The following is a 25,015-nucleotide window of genomic DNA, read 5'->3' on the forward strand; positions in this document are numbered from 1 at the left end:
CCCGACGCCGCGCTCGGCACCCCGCTCGCGGCCGGCGGCGGGGACGCGCACCGGCCCTGGGCGCCGCCCGTCGAGGCCGCCCCCGGGCTGTGGGCCGCCCGCGTCGCCACCGGCGAGCACTTCACCGCCCTGGCGAGCGACCTCCAGGAACGCGGCGCCGCCCTCTTCGACCTGCTCGGCGCGGCTCCCCTCGACCCCGAGGAGTTCACCGAACCCCCCGGCGCCGAACCCCTCGCCGTCCTCGCCGCCCTGCGCGCCGCGCACCGCGACGACGACGGGTGGGACCTGCTCGTCGTCGACATGCCCCCCGGGCACGAGACCGTCCGCCTGCTCGCCCTGCCCGGACAGCTCCGCCGCTATCTGCGCCGGCTGCTGCCGCCCGAGCGACAGGCCGCCCGCGCCCTGCGCCCGGTGCTCGCCCAGCTCGCCGGGGTGCCCATGCCCGCCCAGCGCCTCTACGAGCTCGCCGGGCGCTGGGACGCCGAACTCGCCGCCGTCCAGGACGTGCTCGACGCCCCGGACACCACCGTCCGGCTGGTCGCCGAACCCGGCCCGCTCGCCGGGGACGCCCTGCGCGGCGTCCGCGCGGGGCTCGCCCTCCACGGCTGCCGCGTCGACGCGGTCGTGGCCAACCGGATGCTGCCCGACAGCGCGGACCCCTGGCTCGCCGCCCGGACCGCCGCCCAGCGCACCGCCCACAAGGACCTGACCGTGGAGTACGAGGGCGACGGCGTCCCCGTCCACGAGCTGCCGCACCTCGGCCGCGACCCGCGGGGCACCGCAGACCTCGCCGAGCTGGCCGCCGCCACCGGCCCCGAGCCGGAGCCCGTGGCCCTCCCGGACCCGCTCGCCGCCGTCGAGGACCGGCTGGCCACCGACAACCTGCTCGTCTGGCGGCTGCCGCTGCCCGGCGCCGAGCGCGACCGGATCGGCCTGGTCCGGCGCGGCGACGAACTCATCGTCGCCGTCGGCCCGTTCCGCCGCGCCCTGCCACTGCCGTCCGCCCTGCGCCGCTGCACGGTCGCCGGGGCCGGGCTGCGCGACGGAGCGCTCTGCGTACGCTTCGTGCCCGACCCCGGCCTCTGGCCCCGGACACCCTGACGGGGGCGTGCAGAGCCCTGAACGGCGGGGCCTCGTTCGGGTAACGTCGAAGGAAAGAGGCCAGCCCCAGGAGTCCGTCGTGAACGATGCCACCGAGCGCCCCGCCTCCCCGGCGGGCCCCGACCCCGACGCCTGGGAGAAGGCCTGCGCCGAGGACCTCGCCGCCGAGCGCGCCCGCAGGCGCGAGCGGGCCGGGCAGGACCCGGCCCCCGGCTCCGCCGCGGAGGAGCTGCGCAAGCTCGTCGAGGCGGTCGCCGACAAGGTCTCCTCCCTCCAGCTGCCGCTCGCCGGCGCCGCCGCCCAGGGGGCCGTGCAGCAGGTCGTCGAGCGCGCCAAGGCCGTCGTCGAGCCCGTCATCGAGCGCAATCCCGACGTGTTCGACCACCTCGCGTCGGCCGGCTCCGAGCTGCTCGCCGCGTACCGGGCCGCCGTCCGCGGCCAGGAGCAGCGGTGGACCCGGAGCGCGGCCGAGGACCGGCCGGCCGGCGGACGGGACGGCGGTGGCGACGGTGACGGCGGGGGAGAGGCCGCGGGCGGCGGTCCGGAGCGGATCGACCTCGACTGAGCCGGTCCCGGCCGGTCCCTCGGTGGTTCCTCGGCCGTATCGGGCGGGACCAGGGAACTCCCCGCCTCCGGTACGGTTGTCGCGGCGGGGTTCGAGCGAATGACTGAGGGACACATGGGACTCACCATCGGCGTCGATATCGGCGGCACGAAGATCGCGGCCGGCGTGGTCGACGAAGAGGGCTCGATCCTCGCGACATGCAAGGTGCCGACCCCCGACACCCCTGAGGGCGTCGTCGACGCCATCGCCGACGCGGTGCGCACCGTCAGCGCCGACCACGACGTCGAGGCCGTCGGCATCGGCGCGGCCGGCTACGTGGACGACAAGCGGGCCACCGTCCTCTTCGCCCCCAACATCAACTGGCGGCACGAGGCGCTCAAGGACAAGGTCGAGCAGCGCGTCGGCCTCCCCGTCGTCGTCGAGAACGACGCCAACGCCGCGGCCTGGGGCGAGTACCGCTTCGGCGCGGGACAGGGCCACGACGACGTCATCTGCATCACCCTGGGCACCGGCCTGGGCGGCGGCATCATCATCGGCAACAAGCTGCGCCGCGGCCACTTCGGCGTCGCCGCCGAGTTCGGCCACATCCGCGTCGTCCCCGACGGCCTGCTGTGCGGCTGCGGCAGCCAGGGCTGCTGGGAGCAGTACGCCTCCGGCCGCGCCCTCGTCCGCTACGCCCGCCAGCGCGCCCACGCCACCCCCGAGAACGCGCAGATCCTGCTCGGCCTCGGCGACGGCACCCCCGAGGGCATCGAGGGCAAGCACATCAGCCTGGCCGCCCGTCAGGGCGACCTCGTGGCCGTCGACTCCTTCCGCGAGCTGGCCCGCTGGGTCGGCGCCGGCCTCGCCGACCTGGCCTCGCTGTTCGACCCGTCGGCGTTCATCGTCGGCGGCGGCCTCTCCGACGAGGGCGACCTGGTCCTCGACCCCATCCGCAAGTCCTTCCGCCGCTGGCTCGTCGGCGGCAAGTGGCGTCCGCACGCCCAGGTGCTGGCCGCGCAGCTGGGCGGCAAGGCCGGTCTGGTGGGGGCCGCGGACCTGGCCCGTCAGGGCTGACGGTAGGGTCCGCAGAGCTTGATCATCTGAGGGACGGATCGGACGGATCCACTTCCACTTCGGCTTCAGCGGAGGGCTCATGCTCGCGGACCTGCCGGAATCCTCGACCGACGCGGACTCCTCCGTGGTCCGTGTGCTCAGCTACAACATCCGCTCCATGCGCGACGACGTGGGGGCGCTCGCCCGGGTGATCCGGGCCTGCGCCCCCGACGTCGTCTGCGTCCAGGAAGCACCCCGCTTCTTCCGCTGGCGCAAAGCCGTCGCCCGGCTCGCCCGGGCCTCCGGTCTCACCTACGTCACCGGCGGCGCCACCGCCTCCGGCCCGATGATCCTCTCCACCCTCCGCCCCCATGTGGAGCGCACCGAGGACATCCTGCTGCCCCGCACCCCCGGTCTCCACCAGCGCGGTCTCGCCACCGCCGTCCTGCGCTTCGGGCGGGCCCGGCTGGGGGTGATCAGCTGCCACCTCAGCATCCGGGACGAGGAGCGGTACGCCCAGGGTCGGCTGCTCCTCGGGCGGCTGGCGGCGCTCGGTGTTCCGTACGGCGTGGTCGCCGGGGACCTCAACGACCGGCCGTCGGGGCGGACGTTCGGGTTGCTGGCGGGGGAGTTGCAGGATGGGTGGGCCGTGAAGGGGTGGGGGCGGGAGCATACGACGCGGCTCGGGGATCCTTTGCAGCGGATCGATGCGGTGTTTGCTACGCCTGGGGTTGAGGTTTTGGGGTGTGGGGTGCCGATGGGGTTGGCCGGGGTGAGTGAGGCGGATCTTCGCGCGGCGACGGATCATTTGCCGGTACTGGCGGCGTTGCGGGTGCCGGCGGAGCCGGCGTAGGGGTGCCCCGGTCCCTCCCTTTCACCGTTTCTTGCGGGGGCAAGCCCCCGCGCCCCCGAGCGCGCCTGCGGCGCGCGTCCTCAATCGCCGGACGGGCTGAAATCAGCCCGTCCGGCGATTGAGGACAAGCGGCGGAGCCGCTTTCACGAGGTCCGGGGCTCACCCGCCCGTCAGGGCCGCTGCTTCGCCTTGTCCGTGACCGCGTAGTCGTCCAGGTACGACCCCACGACGCACCGCTGACCCTTCCACTCCCTGCAATCACCCAGGTACGCATACGTCTTCTCGTCGAAGACGAAGGTCACCCCCGGCGTCCGCAGGTCGTTCGCCCCGGCGAAGAAGACGCCGACACCACGACGCCCCTCGATGTCCTCGACGCCGCGCGTCGCCTTCACGCCCGGGATCGTCGCCATGGCGCGGTAGGCGGCGGGCCGCAGGCCGTCGGGGAGGACCTGGACGTTGCGGAGGAGTCGGGCGAGGTTGTCGAAGAGCATCCGCCGGCCCTCGGGGGTGGATTCCTCTCCCTCGTCGTAGGGGGCGGCCTTGCGGACGGCGGCCAGCAGGGCGGCGGGGTCGCGGGGCAGCTTCTCCAGGGCGGCCCAGTCGTGGACGGGCCACTGGGTCTGGCCGGGCTTCAGGGGCTCGGCCTCGTGCGGCTTCTCGCCGGTCTCGGAGACCCAGGAGGAGTTCGTGTAGGGATCGGCCGCGTGCCAGGACTCGGCGACGTACCGCTTGCCCGAGCCCTCCGCGACGCCGATGGTCCGGGTGTAGATGTACTGGTCCTTGCGCGGGGCGAGACGCTTCGCGCCGGTCTTCTCCCGGGCGGCGGCCCGGTCGAGGACCGTGCTCGCGCTCATGTAGTCCAGCCGTTCCGGCGCCGGTGCGCCCGGCGGGCGTCCCTCGCCGTCCGACGTCACCAGCAGCGTCGCCGTGACGGCCGCCGCCACCGCCCCCGCCAGGGCGATCCGGGGGACGAGCCGGCCGCGCCGCGGGAGGCGGACGGGCCGGGCCGTCGACTCGTTCATCACGGCGAACAGGCGGACGCGCACCCGGTGCCGGGCCTCGTCGGTGAGGGGGGCCGCGGCCGCGTCCCAGGAGCGGAGTTCGCGGAGATCGGGGTCGAGTTCACGCATGGGTCTCTGCCTCTCGGAAAGCTGTGGGGTCGATACCGCCCAGCGCCGCGCGCAGGGTCTTGCGGGCCCGGTGCAGCCGTGACCGGACCGTGCCGACGGGGATGTCCAGGGCCCGCGCGGCCTCCTCGTAGGCGAGGTCGCCCCAGGCCACCAGCAGCAGCACGTCGCGGTGGCGGGGCGAGAGCCGGGCCAGGGCGGCGGCCAGTTCCCGGCGGACGCCCTGGGCGCCGGCCCGGGCCACCGCGCGGTCGGCCGGGCCCTCGTCGTGGCCGACGTCGGCGGGGAGCGCGGCGAGCGCCTTGAAGCGGCGGGCCTCGGAACGGCGGTGCCGGTGGATCAGGTTGGTCGCGATGCCGAAGAGCCACGGGCGGGCGCTGTCCTGCCCGGTGTCGTAGCGGTGGCGCAGGCGGAAGGCGGTGGTGAAGGTCTCCGCCATGACGTCCTCCGCCGCCTCGGGACCCAGCCTGCGGGCCGCGTAGCGGTGGACGGAGTCGGCGTGGCGGTCGAAGAGCGCGGCGAAGGCCTCGGGGTCGTCCTGGGACCGTGCGATCACCGTGGCGTCGGAATCCTCCTTCGGTGGTGAGCTTCTGACGCCTGGTACGACGGTCATCGGGGCTCCTCTCATCCGTGCGAACGCCGTGAAGGCTCGGGCTTTTCACCCGTCCTTCGCCGCTCGCCGGATCCGGGTTCCCTTCTCGCCCCGGACGCGCGGAAGCCCGTCCGGAAGGTCCGGACGGGCTCCTGTGCGAGGTACGCGAGGGGGACGGGGGTCAGACGACCGCGCCGCGCCCCGGATCGTCGTCGTCCTCGTCGTCGTCCCGCATCCGCAGGACGAGGGTGGCGAAGCCGCCGAGGAAGCCGCCGATGCCCAGGGTGGTGATCCACCAGGTCAGTTCCTGCCGCAGCAGCACCATGACGAGGAGCAGCAGCGGGCCGCCGAGCACCGCGATCCAGGCGAAGCGGGAGGTGACGTCGCCGGCCGGCAGCGGCGGGGGCTCGGGCGGGACGAAGTGCCCCTCGTCGTCGTCCTCGTCCGCGGGGTCGGGGAGGGGCGCGTCGCGCGGGCCGACGCCGGGGGCGTAGACGATGAAGCTGCCCGGACGGTCGGGCAGCGCGGGCGGGCGCGGGGTCTCGGGCGCCGGGGGCGCCTCGTCGGCCGGGGGCGCGGGGGCGCCGTCACCGCCCGTCGCGGGCCAGCGGCCCTTCTCCGGGTCGGGCTGCTCGCCGTAGGCCGCGACGAGTTCGGCCCAGGCCGCGTCCTCGTCGAGCGGGTCCCGGCTGTCGTCGCGGTCGTGGCCCGCGTCGCGCTCAGCCACGGGGGGCCGTCCCCTGTCGGGTGAGGCGGCCGATGAACGCGTGCGTGTCCTCGAAGACCGCCGGGGCGTCGTGGTCCAGGGTGGCCACGTGGTAACTGCGCTCCAGCAGTCGTTCGGTGACATCGCGCGAGGAGACCCGGGCCAGGATGCGGGTCGAGTCGGCGGGCGGGACGACATGGTCCTCGGGGCTGTGCATCAGCAGCAACGGCTGGGTGACCTGGGGCAGTTCGCGGTCCACGAGCTGGAGGAAGCGATGGAAGGAGTACGCGGCGTGCAGCGGAACCCGGTCGTAACCCACCTCCCGGCCGCCCGGCTTGGCGATGTCGCTGGCGATGCCGGCGGTCGTGGGGACCAGGTGGCGGAGGAGCGGCAGGGCCTTGACGCCGAGGCCGTGCATCCTGTTGGCCGGATTGACGACGGCGACGCCGGAGACCGCGTCCCCGTGCCGGGCCGCGAGCCGCAGGGCCAGCGCACCGCCCATCGACAGCCCGCAGACGAAGACCTGCGCACAGCGCTCGCGCAGGGCCCACAGTTCGCGGTCCACCTCGGCGTACCAGTCCTGCCAGCCGGTGATCTGCATGTCCTGCCACCGGGTGCCGTGCCCCGGGAGCAGGGGGAGCGAGACGGTCAGCCCGCGCTCCGCGAGGTGGTCGGCCCAGGGCCGTACGGACTGCGGGGAACCGGTGAAGCCGTGGCAGACGAGGACGCCGACCTCTCCGCCGTCATGGCGGAACGGCTCGGCGCCGGGGAGGAGCGGCACCGGGATCTCCGATCGATGGAGCGTGACCGCGGGCACGACGCGCGACGGCCGCGGAAGGACAGGGTCTGTCCCTCAGCCTACGCGGAGCGCCGCACGGCGGGTAGGCAGGTTAAGGTCTCCTCGTCACACACAGGAGGTTCTCGGTTGTTCTACGGCGCTATGAAGCTGTCCATCGGCGGGTCGCTGAAGCTTGCCTTCCGGCCGTGGGTGGAGGGTTTGGAGAACGTGCCCGCCGAGGGGCCCGCGATCCTCGCGAGCAACCACCTGTCGTTCTCGGACTCGTTCTTCCTCCCCGCGGTGCTCGATCGCAAGATCACGTTCATCGCGAAGCAGGAATACTTCACCTCCCCCGGGGTCAAGGGGAAGCTGACGGCCGCGTTCTTCAAGGGCGTCGGCCAGCTCCCGGTGGACCGCTCGGGCGCCCGCGGCGCGGGCGAGGCGGCCATCAAGAGCGGTATCGAGGTGCTGGAGCGCGGTGAGCTCTTCGGTATCTACCCCGAGGGCACCCGGTCCCCCGACGGCCGCCTCTACCGCGGCAAGCCGGGCGGTCTGGCCCGGGTGGCGCTGGCCACCGGGGCTCCGGTGATCCCCGTGGCGATGATCGACACCGAGAAGATCCAGCCGCCCGGCAAGGTCGTGCCCAAGCTGATGCGGCCCGGCATCCGGATCGGCAAGCCGCTGGACTTCAGCCGCTACCACGGCATGGACGGCGACCGCTTCATCCTGCGCTCGGTGACCGACGAGGTCATGTACGAGATCATGAAGCTTTCCGGTCAGGAGTACGTGGACATCTACGCCACGGCGGCCAAGCGCCAGATCGCCGACGCGGCCAAGAAGAAGGCCGAGGAGGAGAAGGAGGCCGAGAAGGCCGCCAAGGCCTCAGGGCTCGACCAGCCGGAGAAGAAGAAGTGGCGCAAGGGCACTGAGTGACGCGCGTTCCGGCCGCGCGGGGGGGAAGGGCGGGGGGAATGACGGACGGCGCCGAGGGCACCGGACGCTCAGCGCGGGTACGCATGTCGGTGGAGCTGCCCCTGTGGCGGGCGCTCACCGGCTACCGGCTCGTGACCCTCTGCTACGCACTCGCCCTCTTCATTCCCAACTACCACGACTACGCACATCCGCTCGGTGCCGCGCTCTACATGGGCGTACTCACCCTATGGACCCTGGCCACCTGGAACCGCGTCTCCTCCGCCGAACGCTGTAACGGATGCTTCCTCGTCGTGGACCTCGGCATCGCGCTGACCGGCATCCTGCTCACCGGCGTGCTGGACACCCGGTTCCGCATCGAGGACGGCGCCGCCACCCTCCCCTCGGTCTGGACCGCCGGCGCGGTCCTCGGCTGCGCCATCAAGGGCGGCTGGCGGTGGGCGGCCGGTGCCGCGACCCTCGTCGCCCTGGCCAACACCGTCGAACGTGAGGGCCTGCCCCGCGACACCCTCCACGACGTCCTGCTCGTCTGGGTCGCCAGCATCGCCATCGGCTACGTCGTCGAGGTCGCGCGCGTCAGCGAGCGCACCCTCGCCCGAGCGCTCCAGATCGAGGCCGCCAACCGCGAGCGCGAACGGCTGGCCCGCGACATCCACGACAGCGTCCTCCAGGTGCTGGCCATGGTCCAGCGCCGCGGCGCCGCCCTCGGCGGCGAGGCCGCCGAGCTGGGCCGGATGGCCGGCGAACAGGAGATCGCCCTGCGCACCCTGGTCGCCGGCGGCCTGCTGCCCCCGCGCCGCCCCTCCGGGCCGTTCACCGACACCCCGGCCGACCCCCTGCCCGTCCCCGCCGCCCGCCTCCCCGAAGGCCCCTGCGACCTGCGGGCCCTCCTCGCCCCCTGCGCCGGCCCCGCGGTCACCCTCTCCGCGCCCGGCACCCCCGTACTGCTGGAGGCGGCGGCCGCGGCGGAGCTCGCGGCGGCCGTCGGCGCCGCCCTCGACAACGTCGAGCGGCACGCCGGCCCGGACGCCCGGGCCTGGATCCTCGTCGAGGACGAACCGGACCAGGTGATCGTCACCGTGCGGGACGACGGACCCGGCATCGCCGAGGGCCGGCTCGCGGACGCCGAACGGGAGGGCCGGATGGGCGTCGCCCTCTCCATCCGCGGCCGGCTCCGCGACCTCGGCGGCACCGCGGAACTGGTGTCCGTGCCCGGCCAGGGCACCGAAGTAGAGCTGACAGTCCCCCGGAAGAGCACGGTCCCCCGGAAGAGCACGGAAGAGAGAGTCCGATGACGGTTGCGGAACAGGCCGTGAAGGTCATGGTGGTCGACGACCACCCGATGTGGCGCGAGGCCGTCGCCCGTGACCTCGCCGCCGCCGGGTTCGACGTGGTGGCCACCGCGGGCGACGGCCCCCAGGCCGTCCGCCGCGCCCGGGCCGCCGCCCCCGACGTGCTCGTCCTCGACCTCAACCTGCCCGGTCTGCCCGGCGTCGCCGTCTGCAAGGAGCTCGTCGGCGAGAACCCGGCGCTCCGCGTCCTCATCCTCTCCGCCAGCGGCGAGCACGAGGACGTCCTGGAGGCGGTGAAGTCCGGCGCCACCGGCTACCTCGTCAAGTCGGCCGGCACCGAGGAGCTGCTGGCCGCCGTCCGCAGCACCGCCGCCGGCGACCCCGTCTTCACCCCCGGCCTGGCCGGACTCGTCCTCGGCGAGTACCGCCGCCTCGCCGCCGAACCCGCCCCGGCCACCCCCGCCGGCAAGACCGCCGCGCCGGAGACACCGCGCCTCACCGACCGCGAGACCCAGGTGCTCCGGCTCGTCGCCAAGGGCCTCTCCTACAAGCAGATCGCGGAACGGCTGGTTATTTCCCACCGGACGGTGCAGAACCATGTGCAGAACACCTTGGGCAAGCTCCAGCTGCACAACCGGGTGGAGCTCGTCCGCTACGCGATAGAGCGAGGTCTCGACGACGCCTGAGCCCGCCGCGGCCGGGCGGTTCGTCCCGGCTGGAGGGAAGGTGTGCGTCATGCGCGTCGGAGTGCTGACCGGCGGTGGTGACTGCCCGGGGCTCAACGCGGTCATCCGCGCCGTCGTCCGCAAGGGCGTCCAGGACCACCAGTACGAGTTCACCGGCTTCAGGGACGGCTGGCGCGGGCTGCTCACCGGCGCCGGCGTCCCCCTCGACGTTCCCGCGGTCCGGGGCATCCTGCCCCGCGGCGGGACCATGCTCGGCTCCTCCCGGACCAACCCCTTCAAGGAGCGCGACGGCGTCCGCAGGATCCGCGAGAACCTGGCCGCGCAGCGCGTCGACGCCCTCGTCGCCATCGGCGGCGAGGACACTCTCGGCGTCGCCGCCCGGCTCTGGGAGCAGTACGGCGTCCCCTGCGTCGGCGTCCCCAAGACCATCGACAACGACCTCTCCGCCACCGACTACACCTTCGGCTTCGACACCGCCGTCAACATCGCCACCGAGGCCATCGACCGGCTCCACACCACCGCCGAGTCCCATATGCGTGTCCTCGTCGTCGAGGTCATGGGCCGCCACGCCGGCTGGATCGCCCTCCACTCGGGCCTCGCCGGCGGCGCCAACGTCATCCTCATCCCCGAACAGCGCTTCGACCTCGACGAGGTCTGCGGCTGGGTCACCTCCCGCTTCCGCGCCAGCTACGCCCCCATCGTCGTCGTCGCCGAGGGCGCCATGCCCGTCGACGGCGACCTCGTCCTCAAGGACGCCTCCGCCGGCCTCGACTCCTTCGGCCATGTCCGGCTCTCCGGGGTGGGGGAGTGGCTCGCCAAGGAGATCGAACGCCGGACCGGGAAGGAGGCGCGGACGACCGTCCTGGGGCACATCCAGCGGGGCGGGACGCCGAGTGCGTTCGACCGGTGGCTGGCGACGCGGTTCGGGTTGCATGCGGTTGACGCGGTGCGGGACGGGGATTTCGGGGTGATGGTGGCGCTTCAGGGGACGGAGATTGTGCGTCGGCCGTTGGCGGAGGCGACTGCTCGGTTGAAGACGGTGCCGCGGGAGCGGTATGAGGAGGTGAAGGTGTTCTTCGGCTGAGGGTGGGGAGGGTGCCCCGGTCCCTCCCCCAGAGGGGGCACCCCCATTTCACCGTTTCTGCGGGGGCAAGCCCCCGCACCCCTTGAGCGCGCCTGCGGCGCGCGTCCTCAAACGCCGGACGGGCTGTCTCAGCCTGTCCGGCGTTTGAGGACAAGCGGCGAAGCCGCTTTCACGGGGTCCGGGGCGGAGCCCCGGGAAACGGTGAAAGGGCGGGACTGGGGCCTACCCCACTGTCGCCACCGCCGACAGCAACTGCCCCACAATCCCCACCCCGTTCCGCGTCAACACCGACTCCGGATGAAACTGCACCCCCGCGAACCCCGGCCCGCGCAGCGCATGCACCTCCCCGCTCCCGAGGTCCCGGCTGACCTCGATCCCGTGCGCCCCCAACTCCCCAGCCGCAGCGTCATCACACCGAGCCACAAACGTGTTGTAGAACCCCACCGTCTCACCCACCCCGAAGAAATCGATCCGCTCCTGCGCCCCCTGAAAAGGCACCCCCTTCCGCACAATCTCCAGCCCCACCTCCGCCGCGATCAGCTCATGCCCGAGGCACACCCCGAGCACCCCGTGCCGATGCCCGGCCAGAAGCTCGGCGGTCAGCCCGCGCAGCAGCCGCATCCGGGGATCGGCGGCGTCGGAGGGGTCCCCGGGGCCGGGGCCCAGGACGACGGGGCCCGGGTGGGTGAGGGCGGCGTCGCGCAGGCCGGGCTCGTCGAAGCGCCGGACGGAGACGGCGAGGCCGGAGGCGCGGAGCAGATGGGCGAGCATCGCGGTGAAGGTGTCCTCGGCGTCGACGACGAGGGCGTGCCCGGACACCGGACGGGCGGACGGCTCCCGCATCCGCAGCCAGAACGGCGCGAGATCGGCCCGCCGGGCGTCGAGGGCGGCCCGCACCCGGGGATCGTCGGCGAGCCGCACGGGGGCGCCGGAGGCGGGGCGGCCGGCAGGAGGCCGGACGACGCCGAGAGCCGCGAGGACAGCCGCGGCCTTGGCGTGGGTCTCGGCGACCTCGGCGCGCGGATCGGAGTGGCGGACGAGGGTGGCGCCGACGGGGAGGCGCAGCCGGCCGTGCCGGTCGATGTCGGCGGTGCGGATGAGGATGGGGGAGTCCAGGGTCCGGGCGCCGCCGGCGTCGCGGCCGAGGAGGGCGAGCGCGCCCGCGTAGTAGCCGCGCCCGCCGGCCTCGTGGCGGCGGATGACGCGGCACGCGTTCTCCACCGGCGACCCGGTGACCGTCGCGGCGAACATGGTCTCCTTCAGCACCTCGCGCACGTCCAGCGACGACTGCCCCCGCAGCTCGTACTCGGTGTGCGCGAGATGGGCCATCTCCCGCAGCCGCGGACCGATCACCACGCCGCCCCGGTCGCCGACGGTGCACATCATCTTCAGCTCCTCGTCCACGACCATGGACAGCTCCTCCACCTCCTTCCGGTCGTGGAGGAACGCGAGCAGCCCGTCCGCGGTGGGCCCGCCCGCCGGATAGCGGTAGGTGCCGCTGATCGGGTTCATCACCACCGTGCCGCCGGACATCCGGACGTGGACCTCGGGGCTGGCCCCCACCAGCGTCCGCCCGCCGGTGTGCACGAGGTGCGTCCAGTACGCGCCGCGCTCGCCGGACAGCAGCCGCCGGAAGAGGGCCAGCGCGTCGGCGGCGGTGAAGCCGTGCACCTCGCCCTCGAAGGTGCGGCGGACGACGAAGTCGGCGCCCTCGCCGGCGCCGATCTCGTCCCGGACGACCCGCTCGACGATCCGCCCGTACTCCGCGTCGTCGACGTCGAACGCCCCGCCCTCCACCCGCACCTCGTGCGCGGGCAGCGCGGCCAGGACCTCCGCGAGCGGCAGCTCGTACGTCTCCTCCGGCCGGAGGACGAGCAGCGGCGTCCCGTCGTCGTGGACCTCGAAGCCGCGCTCGCGCAGCTGCCGGAAGGGGATCAGGGCCAGGGCGTCGAGCACGGGCCCGGAACCGGCCGGTGGGCCCTCGGGCAGGGGGATGTCCGCCAGCCGCCCGGCCTCGGCGACGGGTCCGATGAGGAGTTCGACGGTGTCCCCGGAGAGGCCGGGGGTGCGGCGGTGGAGCAGGGCGAACGGCGGACAGCCGGGGGAGGCGAGCCGGCGCAGGAGGGCTGCGGTGTCGGGGTGCGGCATGAGGGGTTCCTTCCGGAGGAGGGGAGGAACGGCCGCGGATGCACCGAAGGCCGCCCCTCGGGGCGGCCTTCGTGCGTGGATCGTGACGTACGCGATCAGTGGGCCGCCGGAGGAGCGGTCCACCACCAGGTGCGGTTGATGCGTGCGTACATGCGGCGCACCCTACCGGATGCCGGAGAACTTCGTCTCAGAGTCCGGTCCTCCGGATGGACCGGTGTCCGGACCCCGTAATGTGGGAGCGTGACCGTGAACGCTGAAATCCACGCCGGTGGCAACACCTGGCGCTCCCTGCCCGCGGCGCAGCAGCCTGACTGGCCGGACCAAGAGGCTCTGCGCGATGTGATCGCCGAGCTGGAGGGCTATCCGCCCCTGGTTTTCGCCGGCGAGTGCGACCAGCTGCGCCAGCGTCTGGCGGCGGTGGCCCGTGGTGAGGCGTTCCTGCTCCAGGGTGGCGACTGCGCCGAGGCGTTCGACGCGGTCGGCGCGGACCAGATCCGCAACAAGCTCAAGACGCTGCTCCAGATGGGCGCGGTGCTGACCTACGCCGGTTCGGTGCCGGTCGTGAAGGTCGGCCGGATCGCCGGCCAGTACAGCAAGCCCCGTTCGAAGCCGACCGAGACCCGCGACGGCGTGACCCTGCCGACCTACCGCGGCGACTCGGTCAACGGCTTCGCCTTCACGCCCGAGGCCAGGACCCCGGACCCGCAGCGGCTGAAGCGGATGTACCAGGCGTCGGCGTCCACGCTGAACCTGGTGCGCGCCTTCACCACCGGTGGCTACGCGGACCTGCGCCAGGTGCACGCCTGGAACCAGGACTTCGTCCGTTCCTCGCCCTCCGGCCAGCGCTACGAGCAACTGGCGCGGGAGATCGACCGGGCGATGAACTTCATGAACGCCTGCGGGGTGGATCCGGAGGAGTTCAGGACGGTCGAGTTCTACGCCTCCCACGAGGCGCTGATCCTGGACTACGAGTCGGCGCTGACCCGCGTCGACTCCCGGACCGGCCGGCTGTACGACGTGTCGGGCCATATGGTCTGGATCGGTGAGCGCACCCGGCAGCTGGACGGGGCGCACATCGAGTTCGCCTCGAAGATCCGCAACCCGATCGGGGTGAAGCTCGGTCCGACGACCACCCCCGAGGAGGCGCTGACCCTCATCGAGCGGCTGGACCCGGAGCGCGAGCCGGGCCGGCTGACCTTCATCACCCGGATGGGCGCGGACAAGATCCGCGACAAGCTCCCCACCCTGGTGGAGAAGGTCACGGCCTCCGGCGCCCAGGTGGTGTGGGTGTCCGACCCGATGCACGGCAACACCTTCGAGGCGGCCTCGGGCCACAAGACCCGGCGCTTCGACGACGTCCTGGACGAGGTCAAGGGCTTCTTCGAGGTCCACAAGGCGCTCGGCACCCACCCGGGCGGCATCCATGTCGAGCTGACCGGTGACGACGTCACGGAGTGCGTGGGCGGCGGCGACGAGATCTTCGTCGACGACCTGCACCAGCGCTACGAGACGGCCTGCGACCCGCGGCTCAACCGCAGCCAGTCGCTGGACCTGGCCTTCCTGGTCGCGGAGATGTACCGGGACCAGTAGGGGCACGGCCCGGCAGACGTGAGGGGCGCGGATCTGTGATCCGCGCCCCTCCGTGCTGCCGTGCGTTGTCGCCGCCCGAGCGGGACGGGTAAGGTAAGGGTTACCTTCCTTATTGATCTTCTCTTTCGCGAGGCGGTGACCGCGTGTACGTCTGCTCGTGCTTCGGCATCACGGAGCAGCAGGTGCGTGAGCACGCGGAGAACGGGGCGTGCACGCCGCGCCAGATAGCGTCCGTGAGCAAGGCGGGGACGGACTGCGGCAGCTGCGTGCGGCGCATCCAGGCGCTGCTCGGGCGCGGCGCGTGCCCGCGGCGGGAGCTGGTGGACCAGGGATCCCCGGATCCGCTGGGCGCCGGGGTGCCCGGGGCGGCGGGACCGGTGCCGCCGATACCGTCGGTGCAGACTCCTGTGGACGGGGTTCTGCGCGCGGCGTAGCCCCGTCGGCGCGGCTTTGCCCGGGGGAGCGTCGTCCTACGTCGCCTCGCCGTTCGTCTGCTCGATGTACTGCGCCAGGTACAGCGGCTCGCCCAGCTTCTTGATCAGCTCCAGCTGGGTGTCGAGGTAGTCGATGTGGTCCTCCTCGTCCGCGAGGATCGACTCGAAGATGTTGGCCGAGGTGATGTCCCCCTTGGCCCGCATCACGTCCACGCCGCGCCGGAGGCGGTCGATGGCCTCCACCTCGACCTGCCGGTCGGCCTTGAACATCTCCGTGATCGTCTGGCCGATGCGGACGTGGAAGAGCCGCTGGTAGTTGGGCAGCCCCTCCAGGAAGATGATCCGGTCGGTCAGGACCTCGGCGTGCCGCATCTCGTCGAACGACTCCGCGCGCGTGTGCTCCGCGATCTTGGTCCAGCCGTGGTGCTCCTGCAGTTTCGCGTGCAGGAAGTACTGGTTGATGGCGGTCAGCTCGCCCGTCAGCTGTTCGTTGAGGAATTCGATGACCTCCGGGTCGCCCTGCATCGCGCGACTCCTTCCTGGGGGTGTGTCTGGCAGGTTGCGCGCATCCTCGCACCGCCCTTCCGAACCGTCCAGTAAGTGCACACTTAGTGGGAGTTGTCCGGATAGCAGGCGGCCCCTGGTCATCACCATCCCCCGGGGTCTGACACCATGGAGGCATGGGTCAGCCGGAAAGCCGCAAAGGGGAACATCTCCAGCTGCCTCCGGGGCAGCGTCTCCAGCGCGGCTGGCCCGTGACCCACTACGGTCCCGTGCCCAGGTTCCGGCCCGACCGGTGGGAGTTCCGGGTGTTCGGGGCGACCGCCGACGGCGACAAGCACTGCTGGACGCACGAGGAGTTCTCCGCCCTGCCGTACACCACGGTGGTCGCCGACCTGCACTGCGTCACGAAGTACAGCGTCCTGGACGCCGAATGGGGCGGCGTCGCCACCCGGACGATCCTCGAACTCGCCCCGCCCGCCGCCGACGTCACCCATGTCATGGTCTGGGCCGAGTACGGCTACAGCTCCAACCTGCGGCTCTCCGACTTCGCCTCCGAGCAGGCCGTCTTCGCCACCCACAAGGATGGTGAACTCCTCACCGCCGAGCACGGGTTCCCCGTGCGGCTGGCCGTTCCGCATCTGTATGCGTGGAAGGGGCCGAAGTGGGTGCGGGGTGTCGAGTACATGACGGCGGATCGGCGGGGGTTCTGGGAGGAGCGCGGGTATCACAATATTGGGGATCCGTGGCGGGAGCAGCGGTATTCGTACCAGGAGCGGCCGGGGGACGGGCCGGAGCTCTAGGTTTTCCCTGCGGGGGCTGTGCCCCGGGCCCGCCCCTTCACCGTTTCCCGGGAGACCCGGACCCCTTGAAAGCGGCTTCGCCGCTTGTCCTCAATCGCCGGACGGGCTGAATAGCCCGTCCGGCGATTGAGGACGCGCGCCGCAGGCGTGCTCTGGAGGAGGGACCCGCGGGGCCTCAGCCCCGCAACCCCTTCAGCCGCGCCACATCCGCCGCATGCCCAGACGCCCCACCCGGCGTCTCAATCGTCAACGGCACCCCAGCCGTCTCCGGATGGGTGAAGAGCTCACCAAAGGGATCGGCCCCGATATGCCCGGCCCCGATGTTCTCGTGCCGGTCCTTGTGGGCCCCCACCACATCCTTGGAGTCGTTGGCGTGGATGAGCCCCAGCCGCCCGGGCCCCACCACTGACACCAGTTCGTCGAGCGCGGCCTTCATCCCGCCGGGCGCCGCGAGATCGTGCCCGGCGGCGAAGAGATGGCAGGTGTCGAGGCAGACACCGAGCTTCGGATGGGCGTCGAGGACGTCGAAGTAGGGGCCGAGGTCGGCGATCCAGGAGCAGAGGGAGGCGCCCTGGCCGGCGGTGGGTTCGAGGAGGAGCCGGGGGTCGTCGTCGTGGGTGAGTTCGTCGAGGAGGGGGAGGAGCCGTTGGCCGACCTGGGCGAGGGCTTCGGCGCGGGGGCGGCCGCCGGTGGCTGCGCCGGTGTGGACGACGACGCCGCGGGCGCCGATCTGCCGGCCGCGGCGGAGGGAGTGCCGCAGTGAGTCGACGGACCGGTCGGCGGTGGCCTCGGTGTGGGAGCCGAAGTTGATGAGGTACGGCGCGTGGACGTACACGGGCAGGCCGGCGTCGCCGCAGCCCGCGCGGAACTCCTCGTCCTGGCGCGGGCTGCCGGGCGGGGTGGCCCAGCCGCGCGGGTTGGCGACGAAGACCTGCACGGCCTCGGCGCCGATCTCGCGGGCGTAGGGCAGGCCCGTCCGGGCCAGGCCGCCGGCCACGGGGATGTGGCCGCCGACCGGGTTGCGGATCACAGGGCGCCCTTCAGCCGGATGGTGATGCTGTCGCCGCGGGCCGCCTTGTCACCGGCGCGGACCGACTGGCTCTCCACCGAGTCGCGGGGGAAGAAGAACGGCCGGTCGACGCGGACCGCGAAACCGGCGTCCGTCAGGATCCGCTTGGCGTCGGCCTCGCTCTTTCCGGTGACGTCCGGAACGGTGAGCATCTCCTTGCCCTTGGACACGGTGACGGTCACGGTGTCGCCCTTGGCCACCCGCTCGCCCCGGGCCGGCGACTGTTCGGCGACATCGCCCTTCTCCCGGGCGGAGTACACCTGCGCGTCCGAGACCTTGATCCGCAGACCCTCGTCGCTCAGCAGGGACTCGGCGTCGGCCGGCGACAGCCCGCTCACGTCCGGCACCTCGACCGGCTCGCCCTTGCTGACCACGAGGGACACCGGGGTGTCGGGCCGCCGGGCCTCGCCGGACCGGGGGTCGCTGGAGAGCACCGCGCCCTGCGGCGTCTCGTCGCTGAACTCGCCGCGGATGTCACCGACCGTCAGCCCCGCCTCGGTGATCCGTTTCTTCGCCTCGTCCAGCCGCATGCCGGCGACGTTGGGGACCTCCGCCCGCTCCGGGCCGCGGGAGACGACGACGGTCACCCGGCCGTTGTGCCGGATGCGCGCGCCCGGCTTGGGATCGGTGGACATCACATGGCCGCGCTCGACGGTGTCGCTGAACTCCGGCCGCACCCGCACCCCGAGCCCGGCCTTGTCCAGCTTCTTCTCCGCCTGAGCCTGGGTCAGGTCCAGCACGGCGGGGACGGAGGTGAACTGCCCCGCGTTGATGTACCAGACGCCCGTACCGGCCAGCAGGGCCACCAGGACGGCGGCCAGCACGAGGACCGCGCGCCGCGGCCTGCGCCGCAGGGCGGCGGGGATCCGGGACCGGGGGGCCGGGGGAGCGGGCGGCGCCGGGGGCTCCGGCGGGCGCTCGATCCGCGCCGTGTGGTCCACGTCGTGCCCGGCCGCCGCCTCCTCCGCTGTCACCGGGGGGAGGGGCTGCGCGGTCACCGGCCGGGGCAGGACGCTCGTCTGCTCCTCCTCGCCGCCCTGGGCGACCGGGCCGGCGGCCAGCGGCGGACGGGCGTCCAGCTGTTCGCGGGACAGCGTCGCGCGCGCCGCGCGCACCAGGCCGAGCATGCCGACCGCGTCGGACGGGCGCAGCTGCGGGTCGCGGGCCGTGGCCACGGTCACCAGGTCGTCCAGCTCCGGGGCCAGCCCGGGGACCTCCTCCGACGGCGGCGGCACGTCCCGGTGCAGGTGCTGGTAGAGGACCTGGGCGGGGCTGGCGCCGCTGTGCGGCTTGACGCCGGTGAGCATCTCGTAGAGGACGACACCGCAGGCGTAGACGTCGGTGCGGGTGTCCGCCGTGCCGTGCTCGATCTGCTCCGGCGCGAGGTACGAGACGGTGCCCAGGATGGAGCCCGTGTTGGTGGCGCTGTTGGTGCCCACCGTACGGACCAGTCCGAAGTCGGCGACCTTCACCCGGCCGTCGTCGCCGATCAGCACGTTCTCCGGCTTCATGTCGCGGTGCACCAGACCCGCGCGGTGCGCCGCGCCCAGCGCGGCCAGCACCGGCTCCACGATGTCCAGCGCCGCCCGCGGCTGGAGCGCGCCCCGCTCGCGCAGCACGTCCCGCAGGGTGCAGCCCGCCACGTACTCCATCGCGAGGTAGACGTATCCGCCGTCCGTCCCCTGGTCGTAGACGCTCACCACGTTCGGGTGGTCCAGGCGCGCCGCCGACTTGGCCTCGCGGATGAAGCGCTCGACGAAGACCTTGTCCGCCGCGAGGGCCGGGTGCATCACCTTCACGGCGAGCACCCGGTCGAGCCGGGTGTCCAGCGCCCGGTAGACCGTGGCCATGCCGCCCGCGGCTACCCGCGCCTCGATGCGGTAGCGGCCGTCGAGCAGCTGGTCGACGAGGGGGTCCGGCAAGGTCGTATCCACGGTCAACGAGTCTACGAGTGATCAGCGACGGTCCGTACGCTCGTGCGTCCGGACGGGGCTACGGGTGCGGAACGGTGACATGGGCGTGTCCGGGATGTTGTGCTCCCACAGGGCCGGACGGGCTGACTCAGCCCGTCCGGCGTTTGAGGACACGCGCCGCAGGCGCGTTCACCCGGGGGCGCGGGGCACTCCCCGCAGAAACGGAGAAAGGGCGGGGCGGGGAGACACCCCCTCAGCGCGCGCTGAACGCCGGGCGTTCCGGGTCCAGGGCCGCCAGGCCCTGCAAAGGCGACGACGCCTCGGCGAAGTGCCGCCGAGGAATCCGCCCCGCCCGATGCGCGAGCCGCCCCGCCTCCACCGCATGCCGCATCGCCTCGGCCATCAGCACCGGCTCCTGCGCCCGCGTCACCGCCGACGCCAGCATCACCGCCGCACACCCCAGCTCCATGGCCAGCGCCGCGTCGGAGGCGGTGCCGGCACCGGCGTCCAGAATCACCGGGACGTGTGCGCGCTCGGTGATGAGCTGGAAGTTGTGCGGGTTGCGGATGCCCAGGCCGGAGCCGATGGGCGAGCCGAGCGGCATGATCGCGGCGCAGCCGACGTCCTCCAGGCGGCGGGCGAGGACGGGGTCGTCGTTGGTGTAGGGCAGCACGGTGAAGCCGTCGTCGACCAGGATCTCGGCGGCGTCGAGCAGTTCGATGGGGTCGGGCAGCAGGGTCCGCTCGTCGGCGATGACCTCCAGCTTCACCCAGTCGGTGCCGAGCGCCTCGCGGGCCAGCCGGGCCGTCAGGACGGCCTCGCCCGCGGTGAAGCAGCCGGCGGTGTTGGGCAGCACCCGGATGCCGTGCCGCTCCAGGACCGAGAGCACCGAGCCGCGCACCGCCGGGTCGAGGCGGCGCATCGCGACGGTGGTGAGCTCGGTGCCGGAGGCGAGCAGGGCCCGTTCCAGCACGTCGAGGCTGGGTGCCCCGCCGGTGCCCATGATGAGGCGGGAGGTGAAGGGGGTGCCGGCGATGGTGAGGACGTCGTCGGCCATGTCAGCCTCCCTGGACCGCGGTGAGCACCTCGACCCGGTCGCCGTCGCGGAGGGGCGTGTCCGCCCACCGCCCGCGCGGGACGACGGCCTCGTTGACGGCGGCGGCGACGCCGCCCGGCGCGCCCGGGCGGCCGGCGGACCCGGCGAGCTCGGCGACCAGCGCGGCGAGGGTGGTCCCGCGGGGGACCGCGCGGGGCTCGCCGTTGACGTGGACGCTCACCCCGGGGGCCGCGCCGGGGCTGCCGGGGGTCACGACGTCACTGCCGGTCATGCGGACTGCTCCTGAACGACGAGGGGGGGGCGGGTGCGGGCTCGGCGGGCTCGGTGAACCGGCGGGGGCTGAAGGGCCGGGCCTCCTCGGGCAGCCGCCCGGTGGTCAGCACCTCGGCCATGACGTCCCCGGTGAGCGGGGTCAGCAGGACGCCGTTGCGGTAGTGGCCCGTGGCCAGGTGCAGGCCGGGCAGGGCGGTCGGGCCGAGCAGGGGCGCGTTGTCGGGCGAGCCGGGGCGCAGCCCGGCCGAGGTCTCGACGAGCGGCAGTTCGGTGAGGCCGGGCACCAGCTCGTGCGCGTCCCGCAGCAGCTCGTAGACGCCGCCCGCGGTGACGGTGGTGTCCCAGCCGAGCTCCTCCGTGGTCGCCCCGACCACCAGCTCGCCGTTCTCGCGCGGCACCAGGTAGACGTGGCCGCCGCGGACGACCGCCCGGACCGTGCGGGACAGGAACGGACGGTACGCCTCGGGGACGCGCAGCCGCAGGGTCTGGCCCTTGACCGGGCGGACCGGGGGCAGGACCTCGTCGGGCGGTCCGGCGATCCGCCCGCTGCGGCTGCCGGCGGCCAGCACGGTCTGGCCGGCGAGGATCCGTTCCCCGTCGGCGAGTTCGGCACCGGCGGCCCGGTCGCCGTCGAGCAGGATCCGGGCGGCCGCGGCGCGGTGGAGGGCCACGCCGGCGCGTTCGCACGCGGTCAGCAGGGCGGCGGCCAGCCGCCGGGGGTCGGTCTGGTGGTCGCCGTCCACCCGCAGCCCGCCCCGCACACAGGGGGCGAGCATGGGCTCCAGGCGGCGGCACTCGCGTCCGGTCAGCCACTGTGCGTCGAGCCCGCAGCGCAGCTGGAGCGCGTGCAGGTCCCGCAGGTGGGCGCGGTCGTCGGCGTCGAGGGCGACGGCGAGGGTGCCGCAGGCGCGGTAGCCGGTTTCCTGCCCGCTCGCCTCCTCAAGCTCCGCCGTGAACGCGGGGTAGCGGCGTGCCGAGGCCAGGTTGAGGGCGAGCAACTCCTGCTCGCCGTAGTGCAGTTCGGTGACGGCGGCCAGCATTCCGGCCGCCACGAGCGCGGCCCCGCCGCCGGGCGCGGGATCGGCGACCGCCGTCCGCAGACCCCGCTGGGCCGCCCGCCAGGCGGTCACCAGACCGATGACACCGCCGCCGACCACCAGGACGTCGTATGTCCCCGGCGGTCCCGTGCGAGAAGACGCGTGCATGGGCGTCCAGCCCCTCCCTTCGCCGGCATGACCCGGATCAGGTTCGTACGGTCGGAGGCCGTCCAGCCTCCCTCTCAGCCCGGTCCGTCCGGGCTCCCGCGAGTGCTTGTGCACCGGCCACCCTAGTACGGGCCGCGAACGGGGCGGAAGGCGGCGGGGGCCGCGCGGCGCCGTGACGTTGTGTCGGAGGTCTCGTCACCCGGTGCTCCGAAAGACCTCGCCGTCACCCCTACAGTGATCGGGTGAGTGAGCAGACGAACACCCGCAGTGGCACCGCCCCCGAGGGCCCGGAACCGACCGGCGGCCCGGCCCGGCGGCGCGTCGTCGTCGCCGGCGCGGGCATGGCAGGCGTGCAGACCGCCGTCGCCCTCCGCGAACAGGGCTGGGAGGGCACGATCACCCTGCTGGGGGCCGAACCCCACCCGCCCTACGACCGGCCGCCGCTGTCCAAGGCCGTGCTGCTCGGCAAGGCGGAGGGCTCCGCCTTCGAGGTCGACTTCGCCTCGCTCAACATCGAGCTGGAGCTCGGCGTGGAGGTCACCGGGCTGCGGGCCGCCGACCACGAGGTCGACACCCCCCGCGGACCGGTCGGCTACGACGTCCTCGTCGTCGCCACCGGCGCGGAGCCCGTCCGGCTGCCCGGCAGCGAGGACCTGCCCGGCGTCCACCTGCTGCGCACCCTGGACGACGCGACGCGGCTGCGCCCGCTGCTGGAGGGGCAGCGCGACGTCGTCGCCGTCGGCGCCGGCTGGATCGGCGCAGAGTTCGCCACCGCCGCCCGCGAGGCCGGCTGCCGGGTGACCGTCGTGGAGGCCGCCGACCGGCCGCTGGCCGGCGCCCTGCCCGCGGAGGTCGCCGCGCACATGGCCGACTGGTACGCGCACAGCGGCGCCCGGCTGCTCACCGGCGCCCGCGTGGCGGCGCTCGAACCGGGCGCGGTCCTGCTGGCCGACGGCACCCGGCTGACCGCCGACGCCGTGGTCGTCGGCATCGGGGCGCGGCCCGCGACCGGCTGGCTCGACGGCTCGGGCATCGAGCTCGCGGAGGATCGTTCCGTCGTCACCGACGACCGGCTGCGCACCTCGCTCCCCGACGTCTACGCGGTCGGCGACTGCGCGTCGTTCCCCTCCGCCCGCTACGGCGAACGGCTGCTCGTCCACCACTGGGACAACGCCCTCCAGGGGCCCAAGACGGTGGCGGCCACCATCGTCCACGGCCCGGCCGAGGGGCCGGTCTACGATCCGGTGCCCTACTTCTGGTCCGAGCAGTTCGGGCGGTTCGTGCAGTACGCGGGGCACCACGCGGCCGCCGACGAGCTGGTGTGGCGCGGCGACCCGCGGACCGCCGCGTGGACGGTGTGCTGGCTGCGGGACGGCGTGCTGGTGGCCGTGCTTGCGGTGGGCCGGCCGCGGGACCTGGCGCAGGGGCGCAAGCTCATCGAGAAGGGCGCGGCGGTCGACCGGGAGCGGGTGGCGGACCCGTCGGTGCCGCTGAAGTCGGCGGTGGGCTGAGGCGGTGGGCTGAGGGGCCGGTCCGGGCCTCCGGGGCACGCCCGGGCGTACCCGGCTACCGACTGTCAGTGGCGGATGGCAGGCTTGTCCCGTGACCGAGATTGACGCAAAGATCGATGCTCTCGTCCCCGCCTGGCTCACTCTCCCCGACATCGCCGAGATGCTCGACGTCGAGGTGACGCGCGTCCGGCAGCTGGTCAAGGAGGGCCAGCTGATCGCCGTGCGCCGTGGCGAGAACCGAGTGCTCCAGGTGCCCGCCGACTTCGTCGGCGAGGGCAAGGTGGTCAAGGGCCTCGCCGGGACCCTGACCCTCCTGAAGGACGACGGCTTCACCGACGAGGAAATGCTGGAGTGGCTCTTCACTCCCGACCCGACCCTGCCCGGCACGCCCGCGCAGGCCCTGCGGGAGAATCGCGGCACGGAGGTGAAGCGCCGCGCTCAGGCGCTCGCCGTCTGACCGTGCCGCAGTGAACCGTCCGTGGTGCACGGGCGGGGCCCTTTCGCCGGGGCCCCGCCCGTGCACCGCCGAACCTGGGGGGAACCCGATGTCCGCCACCGCCCGCGACGCTCTCGCCGGCGCCCGGCTCTACCTGTGCACCGACGCGCGCAAGCGCCAGGGCGACCTGCCGGAGTTCCTGGACGCAGTCCTCGCCGGCGGCGTCGACATCGTGCAGCTCCGCGACAAGGGCATGGAGGCCGGGGAGGAGCTGGAGCACCTGGCCGTCCTGGCCGACGCCGCCCGCCGGCACGGCAGGCTCCTCGCGGTCAACGACCGCGCCGACGTGGCCCACGCGATCCGCTCCGACGTGCTGCACCTGGGCCAGGGCGACCTCCCGGTGCCCGTCGCGCGCGCCGTCCTCGGCGACGACGTGCTGATCGGCCGCTCCACGCACTCCGAGGCGGAGGCCGAGGCGGCGATCGCCGAACCCGGCGTGGACTACTTCTGCACCGGCCCCTGCTGGCCCACCCCCACCAAGCCCGGCCGCCCCGCCCCCGGCCTGTCCCTGGTGCGCCACACGGCCGCCCTGCGGCCCGGGCGCCCCTGGTTCGCCATCGGCGGCATCGACGAGGGCAATCTGGACGAGGTCCTGGACGCCGGGGCCCGGCGCGTCGTCGTGGTCCGTGCCCTCACCGAGGCGGACGACCCGGGGGAGGCCGCCGCCCGGCTGGCCCGCCGGATCCGCGAGCGCGACTGAGGCCCGTCCGTACCCCGCTCCGCCGTCCGGTAGGTTGACGTGTTCCTGATCAACTTTGGGCGACGGCAGAAGGAGACGGTGCGTGCGCGGGGCAGCACAGATCACGGGGGCGGCCCTCATGGCCGCTGTGCTGATGACGGGGTGCTCGAACGGCGGTGACGGCAAGAAGGGTGACGGCCAGAAGGACGACAGGGCCGACGTGCAGCCGACCCGGGTGACCCAGCAGTCGGGCGGCGCTGCCGAGAGCAAGCGGCGCGGCAGCTCCCGTGAGGGCGTCTTCCTGGCGCGGACCCCCGAAGGACCGGTCGCCCTGAGCATGGCCGCCGGGAAGGCGGCCCTGGTCTCCGACGGCGGCAAGCGCACCTGCACGGGCTCCGTCGACGGCACGTCCCTGATGCTCAAGTGCACCGACAACGACACCAGGCGCACCGTGGGCCTCATCGAGAAGTCCGATGCCACGTCCATGGTCGTCTCCTGGGAGGGCGGGCCGAAGGAGACCTTCGTCCGCCGGGGCGACGGCGGCCCGGTGCCCGGCGGGCCGAAGGGCCTCCCCAAGGCCGGCTGAC

Annotated in this window: 26 protein-coding genes and 1 riboswitch; of the genes, 15 read left to right on the forward strand and 11 right to left on the reverse strand. The window is 73.5% G+C overall.

Annotation, left to right across the window (positions count from 1 at the left end; translation table 11 throughout):
• From HN013_RS28215 to HN013_RS28230, 4 genes are all read left to right on the forward strand, one after another.
• Positions 1 to 1,101: ArsA family ATPase (locus HN013_RS28215; protein WP_171171169.1), on the forward strand; the 1,101-nt coding region annotated here is incomplete at its 5' end.
• A 79-nt stretch (positions 1,102 to 1,180) separates the two neighbouring features.
• The gene (locus tag HN013_RS28220; RefSeq protein ID WP_171171170.1) at positions 1,181 to 1,666 is read left to right on the forward strand and encodes a DUF5304 family protein; all 486 of its coding nucleotides are present in this window, start codon (positions 1,181 to 1,183) and stop codon (positions 1,664 to 1,666) included.
• A gap of 114 nt (positions 1,667 to 1,780) precedes the next feature.
• The gene (locus HN013_RS28225; RefSeq protein ID WP_171171178.1) at positions 1,781 to 2,722 is read left to right on the forward strand and encodes an ROK family glucokinase; all 942 of its coding nucleotides are present in this window, start codon (positions 1,781 to 1,783) and stop codon (positions 2,720 to 2,722) included.
• Between the two features lie 79 nt (positions 2,723 to 2,801).
• A complete protein-coding gene (locus tag HN013_RS28230; protein ID WP_171171180.1) occupies positions 2,802 to 3,554 on the forward strand; it encodes an endonuclease/exonuclease/phosphatase family protein in 753 nt (250 codons plus the stop codon).
• Positions 3,555 to 3,724: 170 nt separating this feature from the next.
• Here HN013_RS28230 and HN013_RS28235 read toward each other — a convergent pair whose 3' ends face one another.
• From HN013_RS28235 to HN013_RS28250, 4 genes are all read right to left on the reverse strand, one after another.
• On the reverse strand, positions 3,725 to 4,684 hold the full coding sequence (locus HN013_RS28235) for a CU044_5270 family protein (RefSeq protein ID WP_171171183.1): 960 nt from the start codon (positions 4,682 to 4,684) through the stop codon (positions 3,725 to 3,727).
• The gene (locus HN013_RS28240; RefSeq protein ID WP_171171184.1) at positions 4,677 to 5,294 is read right to left on the reverse strand and encodes an RNA polymerase sigma factor; all 618 of its coding nucleotides are present in this window, start codon (positions 5,292 to 5,294) and stop codon (positions 4,677 to 4,679) included. Before HN013_RS28240 ends, HN013_RS28235 begins: the two co-directional genes overlap by 8 nt.
• Before the next feature lie 160 nt (positions 5,295 to 5,454).
• Positions 5,455 to 6,000: a hypothetical protein gene (locus HN013_RS28245; protein WP_171171186.1), complete on the reverse strand. Its 546-nt coding sequence runs from the start codon at positions 5,998 to 6,000 to the stop codon at positions 5,455 to 5,457.
• Positions 5,993 to 6,760: a carboxylesterase gene (locus HN013_RS28250; RefSeq protein WP_171171188.1), complete on the reverse strand. Its 768-nt coding sequence runs from the start codon at positions 6,758 to 6,760 to the stop codon at positions 5,993 to 5,995. Before HN013_RS28250 ends, HN013_RS28245 begins: the two co-directional genes overlap by 8 nt.
• Positions 6,761 to 6,919: 159 nt before the next feature.
• Here HN013_RS28250 and HN013_RS28255 point away from each other — a divergent pair, with 159 nt between their 5' ends.
• From HN013_RS28255 to HN013_RS28270, 4 genes are read left to right on the forward strand one after another with little or no spacing between them, the layout of a single operon-like run.
• The gene (locus HN013_RS28255) at positions 6,920 to 7,690 is read left to right on the forward strand and encodes a 1-acyl-sn-glycerol-3-phosphate acyltransferase (RefSeq protein ID WP_171171263.1); all 771 of its coding nucleotides are present in this window, start codon (positions 6,920 to 6,922) and stop codon (positions 7,688 to 7,690) included.
• Between the two features lie 38 nt (positions 7,691 to 7,728).
• On the forward strand, positions 7,729 to 8,982 hold the full coding sequence (gene macS, locus HN013_RS28260) for a MacS family sensor histidine kinase (protein ID WP_249375519.1): 1,254 nt from the start codon (positions 7,729 to 7,731) through the stop codon (positions 8,980 to 8,982).
• A complete protein-coding gene (locus HN013_RS28265; protein ID WP_171171190.1) occupies positions 8,979 to 9,665 on the forward strand; it encodes a response regulator transcription factor in 687 nt (228 codons plus the stop codon). Before macS ends, HN013_RS28265 begins: the two co-directional genes overlap by 4 nt.
• Positions 9,666 to 9,714: 49 nt before the next feature.
• The gene (locus HN013_RS28270) at positions 9,715 to 10,749 is read left to right on the forward strand and encodes a 6-phosphofructokinase (protein WP_171171192.1); all 1,035 of its coding nucleotides are present in this window, start codon (positions 9,715 to 9,717) and stop codon (positions 10,747 to 10,749) included.
• Positions 10,750 to 10,971: 222 nt separating this feature from the next.
• Here HN013_RS28270 and HN013_RS28275 read toward each other — a convergent pair whose 3' ends face one another.
• Positions 10,972 to 12,897, reverse strand: a complete 1,926-nt coding sequence (locus HN013_RS28275; RefSeq protein ID WP_171171194.1) for an anthranilate synthase family protein — start codon at positions 12,895 to 12,897, stop codon at positions 10,972 to 10,974.
• Positions 12,898 to 13,137: 240 nt separating this feature from the next.
• Between HN013_RS28275 and HN013_RS28280 the strand changes: the two genes are divergently transcribed.
• Together HN013_RS28280 and HN013_RS28285 are read left to right on the forward strand one after the other, a co-directional pair.
• The gene (locus HN013_RS28280) at positions 13,138 to 14,487 is read left to right on the forward strand and encodes a class II 3-deoxy-7-phosphoheptulonate synthase (RefSeq protein WP_171171196.1); all 1,350 of its coding nucleotides are present in this window, start codon (positions 13,138 to 13,140) and stop codon (positions 14,485 to 14,487) included.
• A 143-nt stretch (positions 14,488 to 14,630) separates the two neighbouring features.
• Positions 14,631 to 14,921, forward strand: coding sequence for a (2Fe-2S)-binding protein (locus HN013_RS28285; protein ID WP_171171198.1), 291 nt, complete (start codon positions 14,631 to 14,633; stop codon positions 14,919 to 14,921).
• 36 nt (positions 14,922 to 14,957) lie between these two features.
• On the opposite strand, the gene bfr is transcribed toward HN013_RS28285, so the two are convergent.
• The gene (gene bfr / locus HN013_RS28290; protein WP_171171200.1) at positions 14,958 to 15,446 is read right to left on the reverse strand and encodes a bacterioferritin; all 489 of its coding nucleotides are present in this window, start codon (positions 15,444 to 15,446) and stop codon (positions 14,958 to 14,960) included.
• A gap of 155 nt (positions 15,447 to 15,601) precedes the next feature.
• Between bfr and HN013_RS28295 the strand changes: the two genes are divergently transcribed.
• Positions 15,602 to 16,225, forward strand: a complete 624-nt coding sequence (locus tag HN013_RS28295; protein ID WP_171171201.1) for a sulfite oxidase-like oxidoreductase — start codon at positions 15,602 to 15,604, stop codon at positions 16,223 to 16,225.
• 175 nt (positions 16,226 to 16,400) lie between these two features.
• Here the strand turns inward: HN013_RS28295 and HN013_RS28300 are convergent, their stop codons facing one another.
• The 5 genes from HN013_RS28300 to thiO form a co-directional block, all read right to left on the reverse strand.
• Complete coding sequence (locus tag HN013_RS28300) at positions 16,401 to 17,255, reverse strand: deoxyribonuclease IV (RefSeq protein ID WP_171171204.1); 855 nt, start codon at positions 17,253 to 17,255, stop codon at positions 16,401 to 16,403.
• On the reverse strand, positions 17,252 to 19,228 hold the full coding sequence (gene pknB / locus HN013_RS28305) for a Stk1 family PASTA domain-containing Ser/Thr kinase (RefSeq protein WP_171171206.1): 1,977 nt from the start codon (positions 19,226 to 19,228) through the stop codon (positions 17,252 to 17,254). Before pknB ends, HN013_RS28300 begins: the two co-directional genes overlap by 4 nt.
• A gap of 232 nt (positions 19,229 to 19,460) precedes the next feature.
• Positions 19,461 to 20,264, reverse strand: a complete 804-nt coding sequence (locus HN013_RS28310) for a thiazole synthase (protein ID WP_171171208.1) — start codon at positions 20,262 to 20,264, stop codon at positions 19,461 to 19,463.
• Between the two features lies 1 nt (position 20,265).
• A complete protein-coding gene (gene thiS / locus HN013_RS28315) occupies positions 20,266 to 20,535 on the reverse strand; it encodes a sulfur carrier protein ThiS (protein ID WP_171171209.1) in 270 nt (89 codons plus the stop codon).
• The gene (gene thiO, locus HN013_RS28320) at positions 20,522 to 21,742 is read right to left on the reverse strand and encodes a glycine oxidase ThiO (RefSeq protein ID WP_171171211.1); all 1,221 of its coding nucleotides are present in this window, start codon (positions 21,740 to 21,742) and stop codon (positions 20,522 to 20,524) included. The genes thiS and thiO overlap by 14 nt, the downstream gene beginning before the upstream one ends.
• Positions 21,740 to 21,852: riboswitch (TPP riboswitch) on the reverse strand. It overlaps the preceding gene by 3 nt.
• A 132-nt stretch (positions 21,853 to 21,984) precedes the next feature.
• Here thiO and HN013_RS28325 point away from each other — a divergent pair.
• The 4 genes from HN013_RS28325 to HN013_RS28340 all read left to right on the forward strand — a co-directional run bounded on the left by HN013_RS28325 (position 21,985) and on the right by HN013_RS28340 (position 25,014).
• Entirely contained in the window at positions 21,985 to 23,253 is a 1,269-nt protein-coding gene (locus tag HN013_RS28325; protein ID WP_171171213.1) for an FAD-dependent oxidoreductase, read from the forward strand.
• A gap of 91 nt (positions 23,254 to 23,344) precedes the next feature.
• Complete coding sequence (locus HN013_RS28330; protein ID WP_171171215.1) at positions 23,345 to 23,710, forward strand: helix-turn-helix domain-containing protein; 366 nt, start codon at positions 23,345 to 23,347, stop codon at positions 23,708 to 23,710.
• 88 nt (positions 23,711 to 23,798) lie between these two features.
• On the forward strand, positions 23,799 to 24,449 hold the full coding sequence (thiE, locus tag HN013_RS28335) for a thiamine phosphate synthase (protein WP_171171217.1): 651 nt from the start codon (positions 23,799 to 23,801) through the stop codon (positions 24,447 to 24,449).
• A gap of 82 nt (positions 24,450 to 24,531) precedes the next feature.
• Positions 24,532 to 25,014: a hypothetical protein gene (locus HN013_RS28340; RefSeq protein WP_171171219.1), complete on the forward strand. Its 483-nt coding sequence runs from the start codon at positions 24,532 to 24,534 to the stop codon at positions 25,012 to 25,014.
• Position 25,015: the final 1 nt, after the last annotated feature.

The sequence above is a fragment of the Streptomyces sp. I05A-00742 genome (assembly GCF_013055795.1).
GTDB lineage: Bacteria > Actinomycetota > Actinomycetes > Streptomycetales > Streptomycetaceae > Streptomyces.

Excerpts from the sequence above, each read along its gene's own strand:
- thiS (WP_171171209.1), bottom strand. The coding sequence starts at position 20,535 with ATGACCGGCAGTGACGTCGTGACCCCCGGCAGCCCCGGCGCGGCCCCC.
- bfr (WP_171171200.1), bottom strand. The coding sequence starts at position 15,446 with ATGCAGGGCGACCCGGAGGTCATCGAATTCCTCAACGAACAGCTGACG.
- HN013_RS28310 (WP_171171208.1), bottom strand. The coding sequence starts at position 20,264 with ATGGCCGACGACGTCCTCACCATCGCCGGCACCCCCTTCACCTCCCGC.
- HN013_RS28265 (WP_171171190.1), top strand. The coding sequence starts at position 8,979 with ATGACGGTTGCGGAACAGGCCGTGAAGGTCATGGTGGTCGACGACCAC.
- macS (WP_249375519.1), top strand. The coding sequence starts at position 7,729 with ATGACGGACGGCGCCGAGGGCACCGGACGCTCAGCGCGGGTACGCATG.
- HN013_RS28235 (WP_171171183.1), bottom strand. The coding sequence starts at position 4,684 with ATGCGTGAACTCGACCCCGATCTCCGCGAACTCCGCTCCTGGGACGCG.
- thiE (WP_171171217.1), top strand. The coding sequence starts at position 23,799 with ATGTCCGCCACCGCCCGCGACGCTCTCGCCGGCGCCCGGCTCTACCTG.
- HN013_RS28240 (WP_171171184.1), bottom strand. The coding sequence starts at position 5,294 with ATGACCGTCGTACCAGGCGTCAGAAGCTCACCACCGAAGGAGGATTCC.
- HN013_RS28230 (WP_171171180.1), top strand. The coding sequence starts at position 2,802 with ATGCTCGCGGACCTGCCGGAATCCTCGACCGACGCGGACTCCTCCGTG.
- thiO (WP_171171211.1), bottom strand. The coding sequence starts at position 21,742 with ATGCACGCGTCTTCTCGCACGGGACCGCCGGGGACATACGACGTCCTG.
- HN013_RS28225 (WP_171171178.1), top strand. The coding sequence starts at position 1,781 with ATGGGACTCACCATCGGCGTCGATATCGGCGGCACGAAGATCGCGGCC.
- HN013_RS28295 (WP_171171201.1), top strand. The coding sequence starts at position 15,602 with ATGGGTCAGCCGGAAAGCCGCAAAGGGGAACATCTCCAGCTGCCTCCG.
- HN013_RS28255 (WP_171171263.1), top strand. The coding sequence starts at position 6,920 with ATGAAGCTGTCCATCGGCGGGTCGCTGAAGCTTGCCTTCCGGCCGTGG.
- HN013_RS28270 (WP_171171192.1), top strand. The coding sequence starts at position 9,715 with ATGCGCGTCGGAGTGCTGACCGGCGGTGGTGACTGCCCGGGGCTCAAC.
- HN013_RS28275 (WP_171171194.1), bottom strand. The coding sequence starts at position 12,897 with ATGCCGCACCCCGACACCGCAGCCCTCCTGCGCCGGCTCGCCTCCCCC.